13 protein-coding genes are annotated in these 15,905 nt (G+C 72.7%); 4 read left to right on the top strand and 9 right to left on the bottom strand.

Features of this window, described 5'->3' with window-relative positions:
- Window positions 1-109 precede the first annotated feature (109 nt).
- Complete coding sequence (locus AB0B40_RS07770; RefSeq protein ID WP_362263499.1) at window positions 110-1,390, bottom strand: extracellular solute-binding protein; 1,281 nt, start codon at window positions 1,388-1,390, stop codon at window positions 110-112.
- 303 nt (window positions 1,391-1,693) lie between these two features.
- Here AB0B40_RS07770 and AB0B40_RS07765 point away from each other — a divergent pair, with 303 nt between their 5' ends.
- On the top strand, window positions 1,694-2,512 hold the full coding sequence (locus tag AB0B40_RS07765; protein ID WP_345051979.1) for a GntR family transcriptional regulator: 819 nt from the start codon (window positions 1,694-1,696) through the stop codon (window positions 2,510-2,512).
- 36 nt (window positions 2,513-2,548) lie between these two features.
- On the opposite strand, the gene AB0B40_RS07760 is transcribed toward AB0B40_RS07765, so the two are convergent.
- From AB0B40_RS07760 to AB0B40_RS07750, 3 genes are all read right to left on the bottom strand, one after another.
- Complete coding sequence (locus AB0B40_RS07760; protein ID WP_345051981.1) at window positions 2,549-2,974, bottom strand: DUF6299 family protein; 426 nt, start codon at window positions 2,972-2,974, stop codon at window positions 2,549-2,551.
- 762 nt (window positions 2,975-3,736) lie between these two features.
- The gene (locus AB0B40_RS07755) at window positions 3,737-4,135 is read right to left on the bottom strand and encodes a RidA family protein (RefSeq protein ID WP_345051983.1); all 399 of its coding nucleotides are present in this window, start codon (window positions 4,133-4,135) and stop codon (window positions 3,737-3,739) included.
- Window positions 4,132-5,262, bottom strand: a complete 1,131-nt coding sequence (locus AB0B40_RS07750) for an acyl-CoA dehydrogenase family protein (RefSeq protein WP_362263498.1) — start codon at window positions 5,260-5,262, stop codon at window positions 4,132-4,134. Before AB0B40_RS07750 ends, AB0B40_RS07755 begins: the two co-directional genes overlap by 4 nt.
- A 184-nt stretch (window positions 5,263-5,446) precedes the next feature.
- Here AB0B40_RS07750 and AB0B40_RS07745 point away from each other — a divergent pair, with 184 nt between their 5' ends.
- Both AB0B40_RS07745 and AB0B40_RS07740 read left to right on the top strand, forming a co-directional pair.
- Complete coding sequence (locus AB0B40_RS07745) at window positions 5,447-7,039, top strand: AMP-binding protein (RefSeq protein WP_345051989.1); 1,593 nt, start codon at window positions 5,447-5,449, stop codon at window positions 7,037-7,039.
- A 15-nt stretch (window positions 7,040-7,054) separates the two neighbouring features.
- Window positions 7,055-7,867 (top strand): PaaX family transcriptional regulator C-terminal domain-containing protein, encoded by an 813-nt coding sequence (locus tag AB0B40_RS07740; RefSeq protein WP_345051991.1) that lies wholly within the window; start codon window positions 7,055-7,057, stop codon window positions 7,865-7,867.
- 42 nt (window positions 7,868-7,909) lie between these two features.
- Here AB0B40_RS07740 and AB0B40_RS07735 read toward each other — a convergent pair whose 3' ends face one another.
- Both AB0B40_RS07735 and AB0B40_RS07730 read right to left on the bottom strand, forming a co-directional pair.
- Entirely contained in the window at window positions 7,910-10,324 is a 2,415-nt protein-coding gene (locus tag AB0B40_RS07735) for a bifunctional salicylyl-CoA 5-hydroxylase/oxidoreductase (protein ID WP_362263497.1), read from the bottom strand.
- 6 nt (window positions 10,325-10,330) lie between these two features.
- On the bottom strand, window positions 10,331-11,158 hold the full coding sequence (locus tag AB0B40_RS07730) for an enoyl-CoA hydratase family protein (protein ID WP_345051993.1): 828 nt from the start codon (window positions 11,156-11,158) through the stop codon (window positions 10,331-10,333).
- A gap of 294 nt (window positions 11,159-11,452) precedes the next feature.
- Here AB0B40_RS07730 and AB0B40_RS07725 point away from each other — a divergent pair, with 294 nt between their 5' ends.
- Window positions 11,453-11,905, top strand: coding sequence for an ATP-binding protein (locus AB0B40_RS07725; protein WP_345051994.1), 453 nt, complete (start codon window positions 11,453-11,455; stop codon window positions 11,903-11,905).
- On the opposite strand, the gene AB0B40_RS07720 is transcribed toward AB0B40_RS07725, so the two are convergent.
- The 3 genes from AB0B40_RS07720 to AB0B40_RS07710 form a co-directional block, all read right to left on the bottom strand.
- Window positions 11,865-13,346, bottom strand: a complete 1,482-nt coding sequence (locus AB0B40_RS07720) for an amino acid permease (protein WP_345051996.1) — start codon at window positions 13,344-13,346, stop codon at window positions 11,865-11,867. The two genes, AB0B40_RS07725 and AB0B40_RS07720, sit on opposite strands and share 41 nt — an antisense overlap.
- Window positions 13,347-13,456: 110 nt before the next feature.
- Window positions 13,457-14,479: an ornithine carbamoyltransferase gene (gene argF, locus AB0B40_RS07715; RefSeq protein WP_345051999.1), complete on the bottom strand. Its 1,023-nt coding sequence runs from the start codon at window positions 14,477-14,479 to the stop codon at window positions 13,457-13,459.
- 72 nt (window positions 14,480-14,551) lie between these two features.
- Window positions 14,552-15,775 carry an arginine deiminase gene (locus AB0B40_RS07710; protein ID WP_362263496.1) on the bottom strand — a complete coding sequence of 408 codons (1,224 nt, stop codon included), beginning with the start codon at window positions 15,773-15,775 and terminating at the stop codon, window positions 14,552-14,554.
- Window positions 15,776-15,905: the final 130 nt, after the last annotated feature.

The following is a 15,905-nucleotide window of genomic DNA, read 5'->3' as shown; positions in this document are numbered from 1 at the left end:
TCTTCCGTGGCCGTACGTAGGACTTGCTCGGCCGTGCGCACGGCGTCCGGGGCCGTACGACGGCACAGGTGTGCCGGGGGCGCCCCGCGGGGCGCCCCCGGCGCGGCCGTCAGTTCTGCTGGGCCAGGCGCTTGTTGATGTCGCCCTCGACCTGCTTGGCGGCGTCCGCGGGGGACTTACCGGTCAGCACGGCGGTCATGTAGGACTTGATCGGGTTCGGGTTGTTCTCCACCGCGCCCCACTCGGGGATCAGCGGGGTGGTACCGCCGGCGGCGGCACCGGGAGCGGCGGCCTCGGCGACGGCGTTGCCCTTGAGGTTGGACTCCAGGGCCTGCTTGTTGGGGATGACCCCGTTGAGCTTGGCCAGTTCGCCCTCGTACTGGTCGGACAGGGCGATCTTCAGGAACTCCTTGGCCAGGGCCTGCTTCTTGCTGCCCTGGGCGACGGCGAGGTTGGAGCCGCCGAGGAAGACGCCCTCGGGCTTGTCCGCGGTCTCGCCCGGGATGGTGAAGTAGCCGAGGTCCTTCTCGATGGCCTTGTTGGCGGTGACGGCCGTACCGGCCTCCCAGCCCATGCCGATGAAGGCGCCGGTCTTGCCCTTGGCGAAGACCTCGGCCTGCTGCGGGGTGGCCTCGTCCTTGTCCTTGGGGGCCTTGGAGTAGGAGACGTACTTCTTGTAGATCTCCATGGCCTTGGCGACCTTCGGGTCGGCGAGGTTGGAGACGTACTTGTCGCCGTCCTTCTTCACCAGGTCGCCGCCCTGGCCGATGATCAGGCCGTCGAAGAAGTACCAGTTCTGGCCGGGCAGGTAGAGGGGCTCGGCGCCGGTCTTCTTGCCGATGGCGTCCAGGTCCTTGAAGAACTCGTCCCGGGTCTTCGGGGTGTCCTTGATGCCGGCCTTGGCCCAGATCTTCTTGTTGTAGATGACCACGCGGTTGGCGAAGTACCAGGGAGCCGCGTACTGCTTGCCCTCGTAGACCGAGGACTGCGAGACCGACGGCGTCCAGTCGGCGCCGATCTCGCTCTTGAGGTCGCTCAGGTCGGCGAGACCGCCGGTGGCCGCGTAGGCCGGGGTCTGGGTGTTGCCGACTTCCAGGACGTCCGGCGGGCTGGACTCGGAGAGGGCGGTGGTGATCTTCTGCTGGATCCCGTCCCACTTCTGGGTCTCGAATTTCAGCTTGGCGCCGGTCTTCTTCTCGAAGGCCGCCGTCACGTCCTTGACCCACTGGTCCGGGGTGGAGCCGTCCATCGCCCAGACGGTGAGCGTCTGGCCCTTGAAGCTGTCCGGTCCCGCGTTCTTGCCGCTGTCGTCGCCGTCGTCCCCGCCGCACGCCGACACGGAGACCATCATGCCCGCGATCACGATCGCGGCCGCAAGCTTGCGCTTCACGCCACCCTCCTCAGGGATGCCACTAACCCCCCACGCCCTCGGCGGTGACCTGCGTACGACGCTGTTGCACGTAAGGGCTCGGGACCTGGCCACTAATGGTGTAGACCAGTACGGTGGAGCTTGGCCTAGACCTTTTGGAGTGTCAAGGGTGGTTCGGGAAGCCGGTCGCGGCCGTTACGAGAAAGTCACCGGAGTGCGTCCGTCCGCATTCCGTCCCTTTCGCCCGGACCGTTCAGTTGGACTAGACCATAGGGCAGTTGGTCGCTATAACGGGAGCCCATCGACACAGCCGGGAAGGCAGGCATGACCACCGACGTCAGCAGCGCCCAGCCGCTCAGGGGGACGCCCGGCCGCACGGCGCGCGTGCCGAAGTACTACCGGATCAAGCAGCAGCTCCTCTCCATGGCCGAGGCGCTGCAGCCCGGTTCGGCCATGCCCGCGGAACGTCTGCTCGCCGTCCGGTTCGGCACCTCGCGCACCACCGTCCGGCAGGCGCTCCAGGAACTCGTCGGCGAGGGGCGGCTCGACCGGATCCAGGGCAAGGGCACCTTCGTCGCCCAGCCCAAGCTGTACCGCACGCTCCAGCTCACCTCGCACACCGAGGACATGCGCGCCCAGGGCCTCACCCCGGCCTCGCAGATGCTGGACATCGGGGAGATCCCCGCGGACGGGAAGCTGGCGGGTCTGCTCGGCATCGCGACCGGCGAGCGGGTGCTGCGCATCGAGCGGCTGCGGCTGGCCAGCGGCGACCCGATGGCGATCGAGACGACCCATCTGTCCGTGCGCCGCTTTCCCGGCCTGCGCCGGTCGCTGGACACCTACCCGTCGCTCTACACGGCGCTCGCCGAGGTGTACGGCGTCCATCTCACCGAGGCCGACGAGACCATCGAGACCTCGCTGTCGACTCCCCGGGAGGCACAACTCCTCGGCACGGACGTGGGGTTGCCGATGCTGTTGCTGTCCCGGCACTCGCGGGACGCGGAGGGCGCCCCGGTGGAGTGGGTGCGCTCGGTCTACCGCGGCTCCCGCTACAAGTTCGTCGCCGCCCTGCACCGGCCGGGCGCCGCGGTGGTCCGGCGGAGAGCGGCTCCGCCGGACCGGGACGGGACCGGCCGCGCCTGAGCCGGGGTTCGCGAGCCCGGCGCCGGCGGACGCACCTCACTCCTGGGCGAGCGTGACGTCCTGGTCGGTCACCGCGTGGAAGGCCGGCAGCAGCAGGATGCCGGAGGGGCGCAGTTCCGTGAGGGTGGCCTCCACCCGCGCCGCTCCCGACCTCGGCGCCTGCGCGGAGACCTTGCCGGAGTTCTGCCAGCGGTGCTCGGCGCCGTCGCACTGGGCGACACCGCCGCCGACGCCCTGCCTGAGGCGGGAGTCGCCCTGGCTGAGCGAGGAGCTGACGAACACCGGTCCGGTGCCGCCGGTGCAGCGGTAGCTGCCGGAGAGCGTCACCGTGCCGTCGGGCGCGATCCGGCCGACGGGGTCGACGGTGATGACCTCGGAGGGGTCGGCGCAGGCCGGCCCGACGGCGGCGCACAGCAGGGCCGCGGCACCGAGGGCCGCGGCGACGACGGGGCGTACGGGCATGGAATGCCTCCCGGTTCCAGGGGATCGAGGCTTCCACTGGTACTGGCACCCCGCACCGACAGGCGTGACCGTCACCCCATCGGTGGCGCGTCATGACACCGTCCGGCCCGCTCCCGGACACGCCACGGACCGAGCCCCTGCCCCGGGGCACCGCCGACACGCCCACCAGGGGTGCGTCCACGGGGTCCCGCGCACTCAGGGGGACGGGCCCCTCCCCCGGCCCCCCACACACACGGGGAGCGGCACCCGTGCCCGCCCGGCAGGCTTCGCCCCGGACCACGGGGCGGCGGCCCCCCGGTCACGGGCGTGGCGCGGGCCGCCCAGGGGTGGCCGACACGCCTGCGCGGGGATGCGGGCGGCGCATCCACAGGGGGCGCCTCGGCGCGTACCCGGGACGGGAGCGGCGCGCGTACCCATGCCGGTACCAACGGCGCCCGTGCTCGGGGGAGGTGGGAGCAGCGGTACCCGTGCACCCGTCCGGCAGGCCACGACCGCCGGACCGCGGGGGCGGCCCGGTCACGGGCGTGGCTCGGGCCGCTGGGGCCTGCGCGGGAGGGGGGCGACGCGCCCGTGCCGGGGTCCGTGTGACGCGTCTGCCGAGGGCATCCAGCCAGGGAGCGTCCACCGCGGGGCGGGCGCATCCCCGTGGGGGCGCGTGCACGGGGACGGGAGCGGTGCCCGTGCCGGGGAGCCGTGGTGCCCTGTCGGCCCCCGGGGTTCGTCGTGGGTGCGCGGGTGGTCCGGTCGCGGAGGTCCGCGGGGCTACGGCAGTACCGCGAAGCCGTCCAGTTCCACCAGCGCCCGTTCGTCCCACAGCCGTACGACCTCCACGACGGCCATCGCGGGATAGTCGCGGCCCGCCGACTCCCGCCAGATCCGGCCGAGTCGGCGCGCCTGTGCGCGGTAGGCGGCGACGTCCGTGGCGTAGACGGTGACCCGGGCCAGGTCGGCGGGGGTGCCGCCGGCCGCGCGCAGGGCGGTGAGGAGGTTGCCGAGGGCCTGCTCGAACTGCTCGGGCAGGGTGTCCCCGACGATCTTGCCGTCGGTGTCGAGGGCCGTCTGCCCGGCGAGGAACACCACGCGGGAGCCGGCCGCGACGACGGCGTGCGTGAAGCCGGTGGGCGGGGACAGCTCGGGCGGGTTGACGCGCTCGGTGGTCACCGGGCCTCCTTCTGCGCTGCGGCGTACAACTCCCTGGCGATGATGCCCCGTTGCACCTCGCTGGCACCTTCGTAGATGCGGGGGGCGCGCACCTCGCGGTAGAGGTGTTCGAGGAGGTGGCCGCGGCGCAGGGCGCGCGCGCCGTGCAGCTGGACCGCGGCGTCGACGACGTACTGCGCCGTCTCGGTCGCGAGCAGCTTGGCCATCGCCGCGCGCCGGGGGACGCCGTCGGCTCCCGAGTCGTAGGCCGAGGCCGCCGCGTAGACCATCAGCCGGGCCGCCTCGGTGCGCAGGGCCATCTCGGCGACCTGGTGGGCGACGGCCTGAAGGTCCATCAGCCTGCCGTCGAACGCCTCGCGCCGGCCGGTGTGGCCGACGGTGGCGTCCAGCGCCGCCTGGGCCATGCCGACCGCGAAGGCCCCGACGCTGGGGCGGAAGAGGTTGAGGGTGCCCATGGCGACGGCGAAGCCGCGGTCGGCCTCGCCGAGCACGTCGGCGGCGGTGACGGGCACCGCGTCGAAGTCGAGGGCGCCGATGGGGTGCGGCGAGATCATCTCCAGGGCGCTGCCGGTGAGCCCGGGCCGGTCGGCCGGGACGAGGAAGGCGGTCACCCCGCGGGCGCCGGCGCCGGGCGTGGTGCGGGCGAAGACGGTGTAGAAGTCGGCCTCGGGGGCGTTGGAGATCCAGCACTTGGCGCCCGTGAGCCGCCAGCCGCCGCCGTCGGGCTCGGCCGCGAGGGCCAGCGCCGCCGCGTCCGACCCTGCTCCGGGCTCGCTCAGCGCGAAGGCGGCGACCGCGCTGCCGTCGGCGACCGCGGGCAGCCAGCGCGCGCGCTGGGCCGGGGTGCCGTGGGCATGCACGGGGTGGGCGCCCAGGCCCTGCAGGGCGAGGGCGGTCTCGGCCTCGGTGCAGGCCTGGGCGAGTGACTCCCGCATCAGGCACAGGTCCAGCGCACCGGAGGTGAAGAGCCGCGCCAGCAGGCCCCGTCGTCCCAGTTCGGCGAGCAGCGGCCGGTTGACCCGGCCGGGCTCACCCCGGTCGGCGAGCGGGCGCAGCCGCTCGGCGGCCAGCTCGCGCAGTTCGGCACACCAGGCGGTCTGCTCCGGTGCGAGTGAGAATGCGGACACAGCCGTCCTCCCTCCGGGGCGGCCGGCCCGGCCTTCCCCGTCGCCTTCGCGGCGGGCCCCTCCCCACCTGCCCTGCCGACGTTATCGCGCACAGTTGACTGTCGTCACCAACACGATACGCTCGATCCGCGAGCCCACCAGGAAGCCCGTTCGGACATCTGTCACGGCAAGGGGGCGGACCGCCATGCATCTCTCGGCCCATGTCGACACCTTCGCGCGCGACCACCTGCCCCCGCCGCACGAGTGGCCCGAGCTGCGGTTCGACCTGCCGGAACTGCGTTACCCCGATCGGCTGAACTGCGCGGCGGAGCTCCTGGACCACGCCGACCCGGACCGACCGGTGTTCCACACCCAGGCCGGCCCCGTCTGGACCTACGGCGTGCTGCGCACCCGGGTCGACCGGATCGCGCACGTGCTCACCGGCGCCCTGGGAGTCGTCCCGGGCAACCGGGTGCTGCTGCGCGGCCCCACCACCCCCTGGCTGGCCGCCTGCTGGCTCGGTGTGCTGAAGGCGGGAGCCGTCGCGGTCACCGTGCTGGCACAGCAGCGCCCGCACGAGCTGGCGACCCTGTGCGAGATCGCCCGGGTCGGCCACGCCCTGTGCGACATCCGGGCCGTGGACGACCTGGCGAAGGCCGGGATACCCGGACTGCGGATCACGACGTACGGCGGTGACACCCCCGACGACCTGCTGTGCCGCCCGGCTCCCGACGGCCCCTTCCCGCCCGTGGACACCGCGGCCGACGATGTCGCCCTGATCGCGTTCACCTCCGGCACCACGGGTCGCCCGAAAGGGTGCATGCACTTCCACCGGGATGTGCTCGCGACAGCCGACACCTTCTCACGGCATGTGTTGCGCCCCCATGAGGACGATGTCTTCGCCGGCACTCCCCCGCTCGGCTTCACCTTCGGTCTCGGCGGGCTGGTGATCTTCCCGATGCGGGCCGGAGCCAGCTCCCTCCTCCTCGAACAGGCCGGCCCGCGCCAGCTGCTCCCCGCGATCGCCGACCACCGCGTCTCGGTCCTGTTCACCGCGCCGACCGCCTACCGCGCCATGCTGGAGGACCTGAACGGCCACGACGTGTCGTCCCTGCGGCGCTGTGTGTCGGCCGGCGAGAACCTGCCCGCGGCCACCTGGCGGGCCTGGCACGACCGCACCGGTGTGCGCATCATCAACGGCATCGGCGCGACCGAGCTGCTGCACATCTTCCTGTCCGCCGCCGACGAGCACATACGGCCCGGCAGCACGGGCCTGCCGGTACCCGGCTGGCAGGCGCGCGTCCAGGACGCCGACGGCAGGCCCGTGCCCGACGGCGAGCCCGGCCTGCTGGCCGTCCGCGGCCCGGTCGGCTGCCGCTACCTCGCCGACCCGCGGCAGCGGCAGTACGTGCGGGGCGGCTGGAACGTCACCGGCGACACCTACGTCCGGCAGGCGGACGGCTACTTCCACTACGTCGCACGTGCCGACGACATGATCATCTCCGCCGGGTACAACATCGCGGGAACGGAGGTGGAGGACGCCCTGCTGCGCCATCCGGACGTGGCCGAGACGGCGGTCGTCGGCCGCCCGGACGAGATCCGCGGGCAGGTCGTCGTGGCCTACACGGTGCTGCGCGCCGGGGCCCGGCGCGACCCGGAGGCGCTGCGCGCGTTCCTCATCTCCGAACTGGCGCCCTACAAGTGCCCGCGCGAGTTCGTCTTCCTGGACGCGCTGCCCCGCACGGCCACCGGCAAGCTCCAGCGGTTCCGCCTGCGCACCGAAGGTGACCGGCAGTGATGCCGACGACCTAAAATGATCAACGTGTCCGAGCAACACGCCCCCAGGTCCCTCATCGTCACGCTCTACGGCGCGTACGGCCGCTTCCTGCCCGGCCCGGTGCCCGTCGCCGAGCTGATCCGGCTCCTGGCCGCCGTCGGCGTCGACGCGCCCTCCGTCCGTTCCTCCGTGTCCCGGCTCAAACGGCGCGGCCTGCTGCTGCCGGCCCGCACGGAGTCCGGCGCCGCCGGGTACGGACTGTCCGCCGAGGCGCGCCAGTTGCTGGACGACGGCGACCGGCGCATCTACGCCGGCGCGCCCGTGGCGGACGAGGGCTGGGTGCTCGCGGTGTTCTCCGTGCCCGAGTCGGAGCGGCAGAAGCGGCACGTGCTGCGCTCCCGGCTGGCGGGCCTCGGCTTCGGCACGGCGGCCCCCGGGGTGTGGATCGCCCCGGCCCGCCTGTACGAGGAGACGGAGCACACCCTGCGCCGGCTGCGCCTCGACCCGTACGTGGACTTCTTCCGCGGCGAGCACCTGGGCTTCGCGCCCACGGCCGACGCGGTGGCCCGCTGGTGGGACCTCGCCGCCATCGCCAAGGAGCACGAGCGCTTCCTGGACGCGCACGGGCCTGTGCTGCACGCCTGGGAGCGCCGTGCGGACACCCCGCCCGGGGAGGCGTACGGCGACTACCTCCTCGCCCTCGACTCCTGGCGCCACCTCCCCTACACCGACCCGGGCCTGCCCACCCACCTGCTCCCGGCCGACTGGCCCGGCGTCCGCTCGGCGGAGGTCTTCCGGGGGCTGCACGCGCGGCTGCGGGACGCGGGGGCGGCGTTCGCCGGGCTGTGATCCCCGCCCGGCGGTGCCGCCCCGAGCGACGGACGGCGGCTCTCAGCCGCTGAGGGTGAGGCGGGGTCTGGGAGCGTCGGTGCGCCCGGTCCGGGGGCGCCGGCTGCCCGCGCGGTAGGGCGCGGGCCAGACCGCGCCGGGGCCCGTGTAGCCCTGCTCGACCGCCGCGTGCAGGGTCCAGTGCGGGTCGTACAGATGCGGCCTGGCCAGCGCGCACAGATCCGTACGGCCCGCGAGGATCAGCGAGTTGACGTCGTCCCAGGAGGAGATCGCGCCGACCGCGATCACCGGGACGCGGGCCTCGTGGCGGATCCGGTCGGCGAACGGGGTCTGGTACGACCGCCCGAACTCCGGCCGTTCCCCGGCCACCACCTGACCGGTGGAGACGTCGATGGCGTCGGCGCCGTGCGCGGCGAAGGCCCGGGCGATCTCCACGGCGTCCTCGGCGGTCGTCCCGCCCGCCGCCCAGTCCATCGCGGAGATCCGGACGGTCATCGGCCGCTCGGCCGGCCACACCGCGCGTACGGCGTCGAAGACCTCCAGCGGGAACCGCAGCCGCCTCTCGAACGAGCCGCCGTAGGCGTCGGTGCGCAGGTTGGTGAGCGGCGAGAGGAACCCGGAGAGCAGATAGCCGTGGGCACAGTGCAGTTCCAGCAGGTCGAAACCGGCCCGGGCGGCCCGCCAGGCGGCGGCGGCGAACTGCTCGCGGATGTCGGTGAGCTGGGCGCGGGACAGCCCGCGCGGCACCTGGCTGTCCGGCGTGTACGGCAGCGGGGAGGCGGCGACGACGGGCCAGTTGCCGGTGTCCAGCGGCTCGTCCATGCCCTCCCACATCAGCTTGGTGGAGCCCTTGCGGCCGGAGTGCCCGAGCTGTACGCCGATCGCGGTGCCCGGTGCCTGGCGGTGCACGAAGTCGGTGACGCGCCGCCACGCCTCGGCCTGCCGGCCGGTGTAGAGGCCGGCGCAGCCGGGGGTGATCCGGCCCTCCTCGCTGACGCAGACCATCTCCGTCATCACGAGGCCGGCCCCGCCGAGGGCGCGGGCGCCGAGGTGGACGAGGTGGAAGTCGCCCGGGACGCCGTCGGTGGCGGAGTACATGTCCATCGGTGACACCACCACCCGGTTGCGCAGGGTCAGGCCGCGCAGCCGGAACGGCGTGAACATCGGGGGCGTGCCGGGCGGGCAGCCGAACTCGCGCTCCACGGCCCCGGTGAAGCGGGCGTCGCGCAGCCGGAGGTTGTCGTGGGTGACGCGGCGGCTGCGGGTGAGCAGGTTGAAGGCGAACTGCCGGGGCGGCTGGTCGAGGTACAGCCCCAGGTTCTCGAACCACTCCAGGCTGGCCCGGGCGGCCCGCTGGGTGGAGGCGACGACGGGCTTGCGCTCCTCCTCGTAGGCCGCCAGCGCCGTGCCGACGTCCGGCTGCTCCTGGAGGCAGGCGGCCAGGGCGAGGGCGTCCTCCACGGCGAGCTTGGTACCGGAACCGATGGAGAAGTGGGCGGTGTGGGCGGCGTCGCCGAGGAGGACGACGTTGCCGTGCGACCAGCGGTCGTTGACGACCGTGCGGAAGGTGGTCCAGGCCGAGTTGCCGGAGCGCAGGGGGCGCCCCCGGAGGGCGTCGGAGAAGATCTTGGCGCAGCGCTCGGCGGATTCCCGCGGGCTGAGGTCGTCGAACCCCGCCGCCCGCCAGACCTCCTCGCGCATCTCCACGATGACGGTGGAGGCCCCGGACCCGTCCGGTGGCCCGGGGTGGATCGTCGCGGGGTGGTGGCCGGGAGACGGGTGGGCGTAGGGGTAGCCGTGCAGCTGCATCACGCCGTGTTCGGTCTCGGCGATCTCGAAGCGGAAGGCGTCGAAGGGGAAGTCGGCGGCGAGCCAGATGTAGCGGCAGCGGTGTTCGGTCACCTGGGGGCGGAACACCTGGGCGTAGGTCCCGCGGGTGGTGCTGTGGACGCCGTCGGCGGCGACGACGAGGTCGTACTCGGCGGAGAGGACGTCCGGGTGGGGGGCCTCGGTGCGGAAGCCGATCCGTACACCGAGGGAGCGGCAGCGTTCCTGCAGGATGTGCAGCAGGCGGTGGCGGCCGAGCGCGGCGAATCCGTGTCCGCCGGACCGGTGCGTGGCGCCCCGGCGCACTATGTCGATGTCGTCCCAGCCGACGAAGTCGCGCCGCAGGGCGGCGTAGACGACGGGGTCCGCGTGTTCGATGCCGCCGAGGGTCTCGTCCGACAGCACGACACCGAAGCCGAAGGTGTCGTCCGGCGCGTTGCGCTCCCAGACGGTGACGTCCCTCGCCGGGTCAAGACGCTTGAGCAGGGCCGCCGCGTACAGCCCGCCGGGGCCGCCGCCGATGACGGCGATGCGCCGCGGCGGGGCGGTCGGGTGCGGCGGGCGCGGGCCCGCCGAGGTCTGTCGCGCGGCTCCCCGCGCCCCTGAGGCCGGCACACCCGGGGTCGGCATGGCAGCTCACCTCCCCCGCCACTTGGGCGGGCGCTTCTCGGTGAAGGCCGCGTGGAACTCCGCGTAGTCCTCGCCGTTCATCAGCAGGGCCTGGGTCGAGGCGTCCAGCTCCACCGACGCCGCCAGGGGCATGTCCAGCTCCGCCGTCAGCAGGGCCTTCGTCTGGGCGTGGGCCAGGGCGGGGCCGTCGGCCAGCCGGCGGGCCAGGGTCTGGGCGGCCTCGTCCGCTCCGCCCTCCTCCGTCAGCTCGCTGATCAGGCCGATGCGCTCGGCCTCGGGGGCCCGGACCGGGTCGCCGAGCATGAGGAGACGGGTCGCGTGACCGAGGCCGACGACCCGGGGCAGCAGATAGGCCGCGCCCATGTCGCCGCCGGACAGTCCGACCCGGGTGAAGAGGAAGGCGAAGCGGGCCGAGGGGTCCGCGATCCGGAAGTCGGCCGCGAGGGCGAGGACCGCGCCCGCGCCCGCCGCCACGCCGTGCACCGCGGCGATCACCGGGAACGGGCATTCGCGGATCGCCCGCACCACCTGCCCGGTCATCCGGTTGAAGTCGAGCAGCTGGGCGGTGTCCATGGAGAGCGTGGCGCCGATGATCTCGTCGACGTCGCCGCCGGAGCAGAAGCCGCGTCCCTCGCCGGCCAGCACCAGGGCCCGTACCGAGCGCTCGCGGGACAGTTCGGCCAGCAGGTCACGCAGGTCGGCGTAGGCGCCGAAGGTCAGGGCGTTGAGTTTGTCGGGGCGGGCGAGGGTGACGGTGGCGACCCCGTCGTCCCGCCGGACGCGCAGGTGTGCCCAGTCGGCGGTGCGCTCGGCCGAGCCGGTGAAGGGACTCATGACGTGCGGACTCCTTGGGGGCGTGCCGTACGTTGCTCTGCCTCATGAAGTTATCACTTGTTTGTGACTGTCGTCACGGGCACGCGACATGCCTGTCCGGACCGGCCGCGCCGGGTCACATCGGTCACCGGTCTTCGACAGCGCGGTAACAAGAGGCACGGAGGGGCGAGGCGGTGGCTTCGGCTGGGTAGGCCGCCGGTACCGGGGCCGGGGGGTCCCGGGCGAAGCCCGCCGACGGCCCTGAGGGGCGGGCCCGTACCATTCCTGTTAGTCGAAAGCAGGACAGCCTGCTCCATGAACGGACTCGCCTTGCACGAACGCCCCGCCGACTCGGCCTCCTGGCGCATCGCGCTGCCGCACACCGCCGCGGCGGTGCCCGTGGCGCGTGCCCTGGTGCGCACGGCCCTCACCGAGGTGGAGCACCTGGCCGACTGCGACACGGCGGAGCTGCTCACCGCCGAGCTGGTGGCCAACGCGGTGGAGCACACCGCCGGGCGCGGACCGATAGAGCTGGTGGTGGAGCTGATGCCGACCGGCTGCCAGGTCGAGGTGCACGACCAGGACCCGGCGCCGCCCGGCCATCTGACCCGGCCGGTGATCGAGGAGCCGGACCCGTGGCAGGAGGGCGGGCGCGGGCTGCTGCTGATCCGCGCCCTCAGCTCCTCCTGCGGTCACCGCCCCACCCCGTCGGGCAAGGCGGTGTGGTTCAGACTGCCTGTGATTCCCGCTCAGCGCCGGCCGGCGTGACACCGGCGGACGGCGCGGCCTCGGCGGACGGCATGGCCTCGGTGGCCGGCCGCGCCAGCGTGGAGTGCCGGCGGCCGTAGGCGACGTAGACCAGCAGGCCCACCGCGAGGAACACGGCGAACTGCAGCCAGGTCCGCCAGCCGGTCTCGTACATCAGGTACAGGCAGAAGCCGACGCCCAGCAGCGGGGCCACCGGGTAGAGCGGTACCCGGAAGCTGCGGGTGAGACCCGGTTCGCGGCGGCGCAGCGCGATCACCACGATGTTGACGACGGCCATGATGGCGAGCGTGCCGATGGTGCACAGGTTCATCACGGCGTCGAGGGAGGCGAAGGCCGCCGGGACCGCGAAGACGACGGCGACGATCAGCGTGCCGGCGACCGGCGTGGACGTCTTCGGGGACACCTTCTCGAAGACGCGCGGGATCAGGCCGTCCCGGGACATCGACATCAGGATGCGGGTCTGGCCGTACATCACGGCGAGGACCACGGAGGCGATGGCGACGACCGCGCCGAAGGCGATGACACCGCCGCCCACGGCGGAGCCGGTGACCTGGTTGACGACGTAGGAGAGGGCGGCGGGGCGGCCGGCGACCTGGTCGCCGCCGATGGCGCCGATCGCGGCGAGCGCGACCGCGCAGTAGAGCAGGGTGACCAGGCCCATGCAGACCAGGATCGCGACCGGGATGTCCCGGCGCGGGTTCTTGGCCTCCTCGCCGGCGGTGGTGATCGCGTCGAAGCCGATGTAGGAGAAGAACGCGGCGGTGGTGCCCGCGCCGATGCCGCCGAGGCCGGCCGGGGAGAACGGGGTGAGGTTGCCGTCCTTGAAGGCGCTGTAGCCGATCACGCAGAAGGCGAGCAGGATCGCCAGCTTCACCGCGGCCATGGCGGCCGTCGCCCGGGCGCTCTCCCGCACCCCGCGTACCAGCAGCACCGAGGCCATGGCGATGACGATCACGGCCGGGAGGTTGACGACGCCGCCGTCGCCGGGACCCGCGGACAGCACGGCCGGCAGCTGGTGGCCGGTGAGGCTGTGCAGCAGTTCGTTGACGTACTGGCTCCAGCCGACCGCCACGGCCGAGATCGAGATGCCGTACTCCAGCAGCAGGCACCAGCCGACGAGGAAGGCGGTGGACTCCCCGAGGCCGGCGTAGGCGAAGGAGTACGAGGAGCCGGAGACCGGGATCGCACCGCCCAGCTCCGCGAAGGAGAAGGCGGTGAAGACGCAGGTGAGCGCGGCGAGGACGAAGGAGACGACGACGGCCGGCCCGGCCTGGGCGACCGAGTCGGAGAGGCCGACGAAGATGCCGGTGCCGACGATGGCGCCGACGCCGAAGCAGATGAGCTGGAAGAGGCCCATGGTGCGCTTCAGACCGTGTCCCTCACGGTCGGCACCGGATTCGGCGACGAGCAGATGCGGGGACTTGATGCGGGGAGCGGGCATGCGGGTGGTGCTCGATTCTGGTGGTGCGGGCGCCTGTCGTAGCGGCGCGGCGACGGCACCGGAATGGGTGGCTCCGGGCCGCCGGCCAGGATAAGGCCTGGTGAGGCAGGTCAGGCAAGACTTTCGCGGGCGAGTGTGGCCACCAGCACCGCCTTGATGGTGTGCAGGCGGTTCTCGGCCTCGTCGAAGACGACCGAGTGGGCGGACTCGAAGACCTCGTCCGAGACCTCCAGCGACCGCAGGCCGTGCGTCTCGTGGATCCGCTGCGCCACCGCGGTGCCGAGGTCGTGGTAGGCGGGCAGGCAGTGCAGGAACCTCACGTCCGGGTTGCCGGTGGCGCGCAGGACGTCCATGGTCACGGCGTAGGGGCTGAGTGCCGCGATCCGCTCGTCCCAGACCTCCGTGGGCTCGCCCATGGAGACCCAGACGTCGGTGGCGACGAAGTCGGCGCCCGCGACGCCCTCGGCGACGTCCTCGGTGAGGGTGACGCGGGCCCCGCTCGTGGCGGCCAGCGCCTGGGCGCGGTCGACGATCTCCTGGGCGGGCCAGAAGGTCTTCGGGGCGACGATCCGTACGTCCATGCCGAGCAGGGCGCCGGTGACCAGGTAGGAGTTGCCCATGTTGAAGCGTGCGTCGCCGAGGTAGGCGAAGGCGATCTCCCGCAGCGGCTTGGCGCTGTGCTCGGTCATGGTGAGCACGTCGGCGAGCATCTGGGTGGGGTGCCAGTCGTCGGTGAGGCCGTTGTAGACGGGTACGCCGGCGTGCGCGGCCAGCGTCTCGACGTCGGCCTGGCTGTCGCCCCGGAACTCGATGGCGTCGAACATCCGGCCCAGCACCCGGGCGGTGTCCTTCACCGACTCCTTGTGCCCGATCTGCGAGCCGGACGGGTCGAGGTACGTCGTGTGGGCACCCTGGTCGGCCGCGGCGACCTCGAACGCGCAGCGGGTGCGCGTCGAGGTCTTCTCGAAGATCAGCGCGATGTTGCGCCCGCGCAGGTACCGCTTCTCGACCCCGGCCTTCTTGGCGGCCTTCAGCTCGGCGGCCAGCTCTACCAGGCCGCGGAACTCCTCCTCGGTGAAGTCCAGCTCCTTGAGGAAGTGGCGGCCGGCGAGGGCGGTCGGGACTGTCGCCATGGCGGGCGCTCCGTGTGTCGACTACAGGGGACTTTGGAAGTATATACGATCCTTCACATTTATATACGACAGCTATACGGCGTCCCGCTCCACGGGGCAGCTCATGCACCGGGGGCCGCCCCGGCCCCGGCCCAGCTCACTGCCCGGGATCTCGATCACCTCGATGCCCTGCTTGCGCAGATGGGTGTTGGTGGTGGAGTTCCGCTCGTAGGCGACGACGACACCGGGTTCGACGGCGAGGACGTTGCAGCCGTCGTCCCACTGCTCGCGTTCGGCCGCGTGCACGTCCTGGGTGGCGGTCAGCACCCGGATCTCGCCGAGTCCGAGCGCGGCGGCGATCGCCCGGTGCATGTGCTCCGGCGGGTGGTCGGTCACCTTCAGCTCCTGCTCGCCGGCCCCCGGCTCGATGGTGTACGAGCGGAGCATGCCGAGCCCGGCGTACTGGGTGAAGGTGTCACCGTCCACCATGGTCATCACCGTGTCGAGGTGCATGAAGGCACGCCGCTTGGGCATGTCGAGGGCGACGATGGTCCGCGCGGAGCCGGCCGCGAACAGCTTGTGCGCCAGCATCTCCACGGCCTGCGGGGTGGTGCGCTCGCTCATGCCGATCAGCACGGCGCCGTTGCCGATGACCAGGACGTCGCCGCCCTCGATCGTGGAGGGGTAGTCGGCCTGTCCCCGGGACCAGATGCGGAACGTTTCCTCACGGAAGAGCGGGTGGTGGCGGTAGATCGCCTCGAAGTGGACGGTCTCGCGCTGCCTCGCGGGCCAGCGCATGGCGTTGATGGAGACACCGTCGTAGATCCACGCCGAGGTGTCGCGGGTGAACAGGTGGTTGGGCAGCGGGCGCAGGAGGAAGTCGTCCAGGTCCATGACGTGGAAGCGGACGGAGGCCGGCTCCGCGTGCGCGTCCAGGAACTCCCGCTTGGTCATGCCGCCGACCAGGGCCTCGGCCAGCTCCTGCGGGGTCATCCGGTCGAAGGCGGCGCGCAGGTGGCCGGTGGCGAGGGGGCCGTACTCCTTCTCGTCGAAGACCCGGTCCAGGACGAGCGTGCGGGCCTCGGGCAGCTCCATGGTCTCGGCGAGCAGGTCGCCGAAGAGATGGACGGCCACCCCGCGGTCGCGCAGTACGTCGGCGAACCCGTCGTGTTCGGCGCGCGCCCGGCGCACCCAGAGCACGTCGTCGAAGAGCAGGGCGTCCTTGTTGCTGGGGGTGAGCCTCTTGAGCTCAAGATCCGGCCGGTGCAGGATGACGCGGCGCAGCCGCCCGGCCTCGGAGTCGACATGGAATCCCATGCCTCCATCCTGACCACCGTAGCCCCGCTTCACCCTCCCCTCGGCGGTTTCCGCGTCCCGCGGCTGTCGTCCTCCGGACGACAACAGGGCGTGCGGTTCGGGGCCGGCCCGCGGCAGCGCACCGGAAGCG

The organism is Streptomyces sp. NPDC042638, from assembly GCF_040647235.1.
GTDB lineage: Bacteria > Actinomycetota > Actinomycetes > Streptomycetales > Streptomycetaceae > Streptomyces > Streptomyces rameus.
The sequence above is the reverse complement of the archived record's forward strand: the minus strand, read 5'-3'. Positions and strand labels throughout refer to the sequence as shown.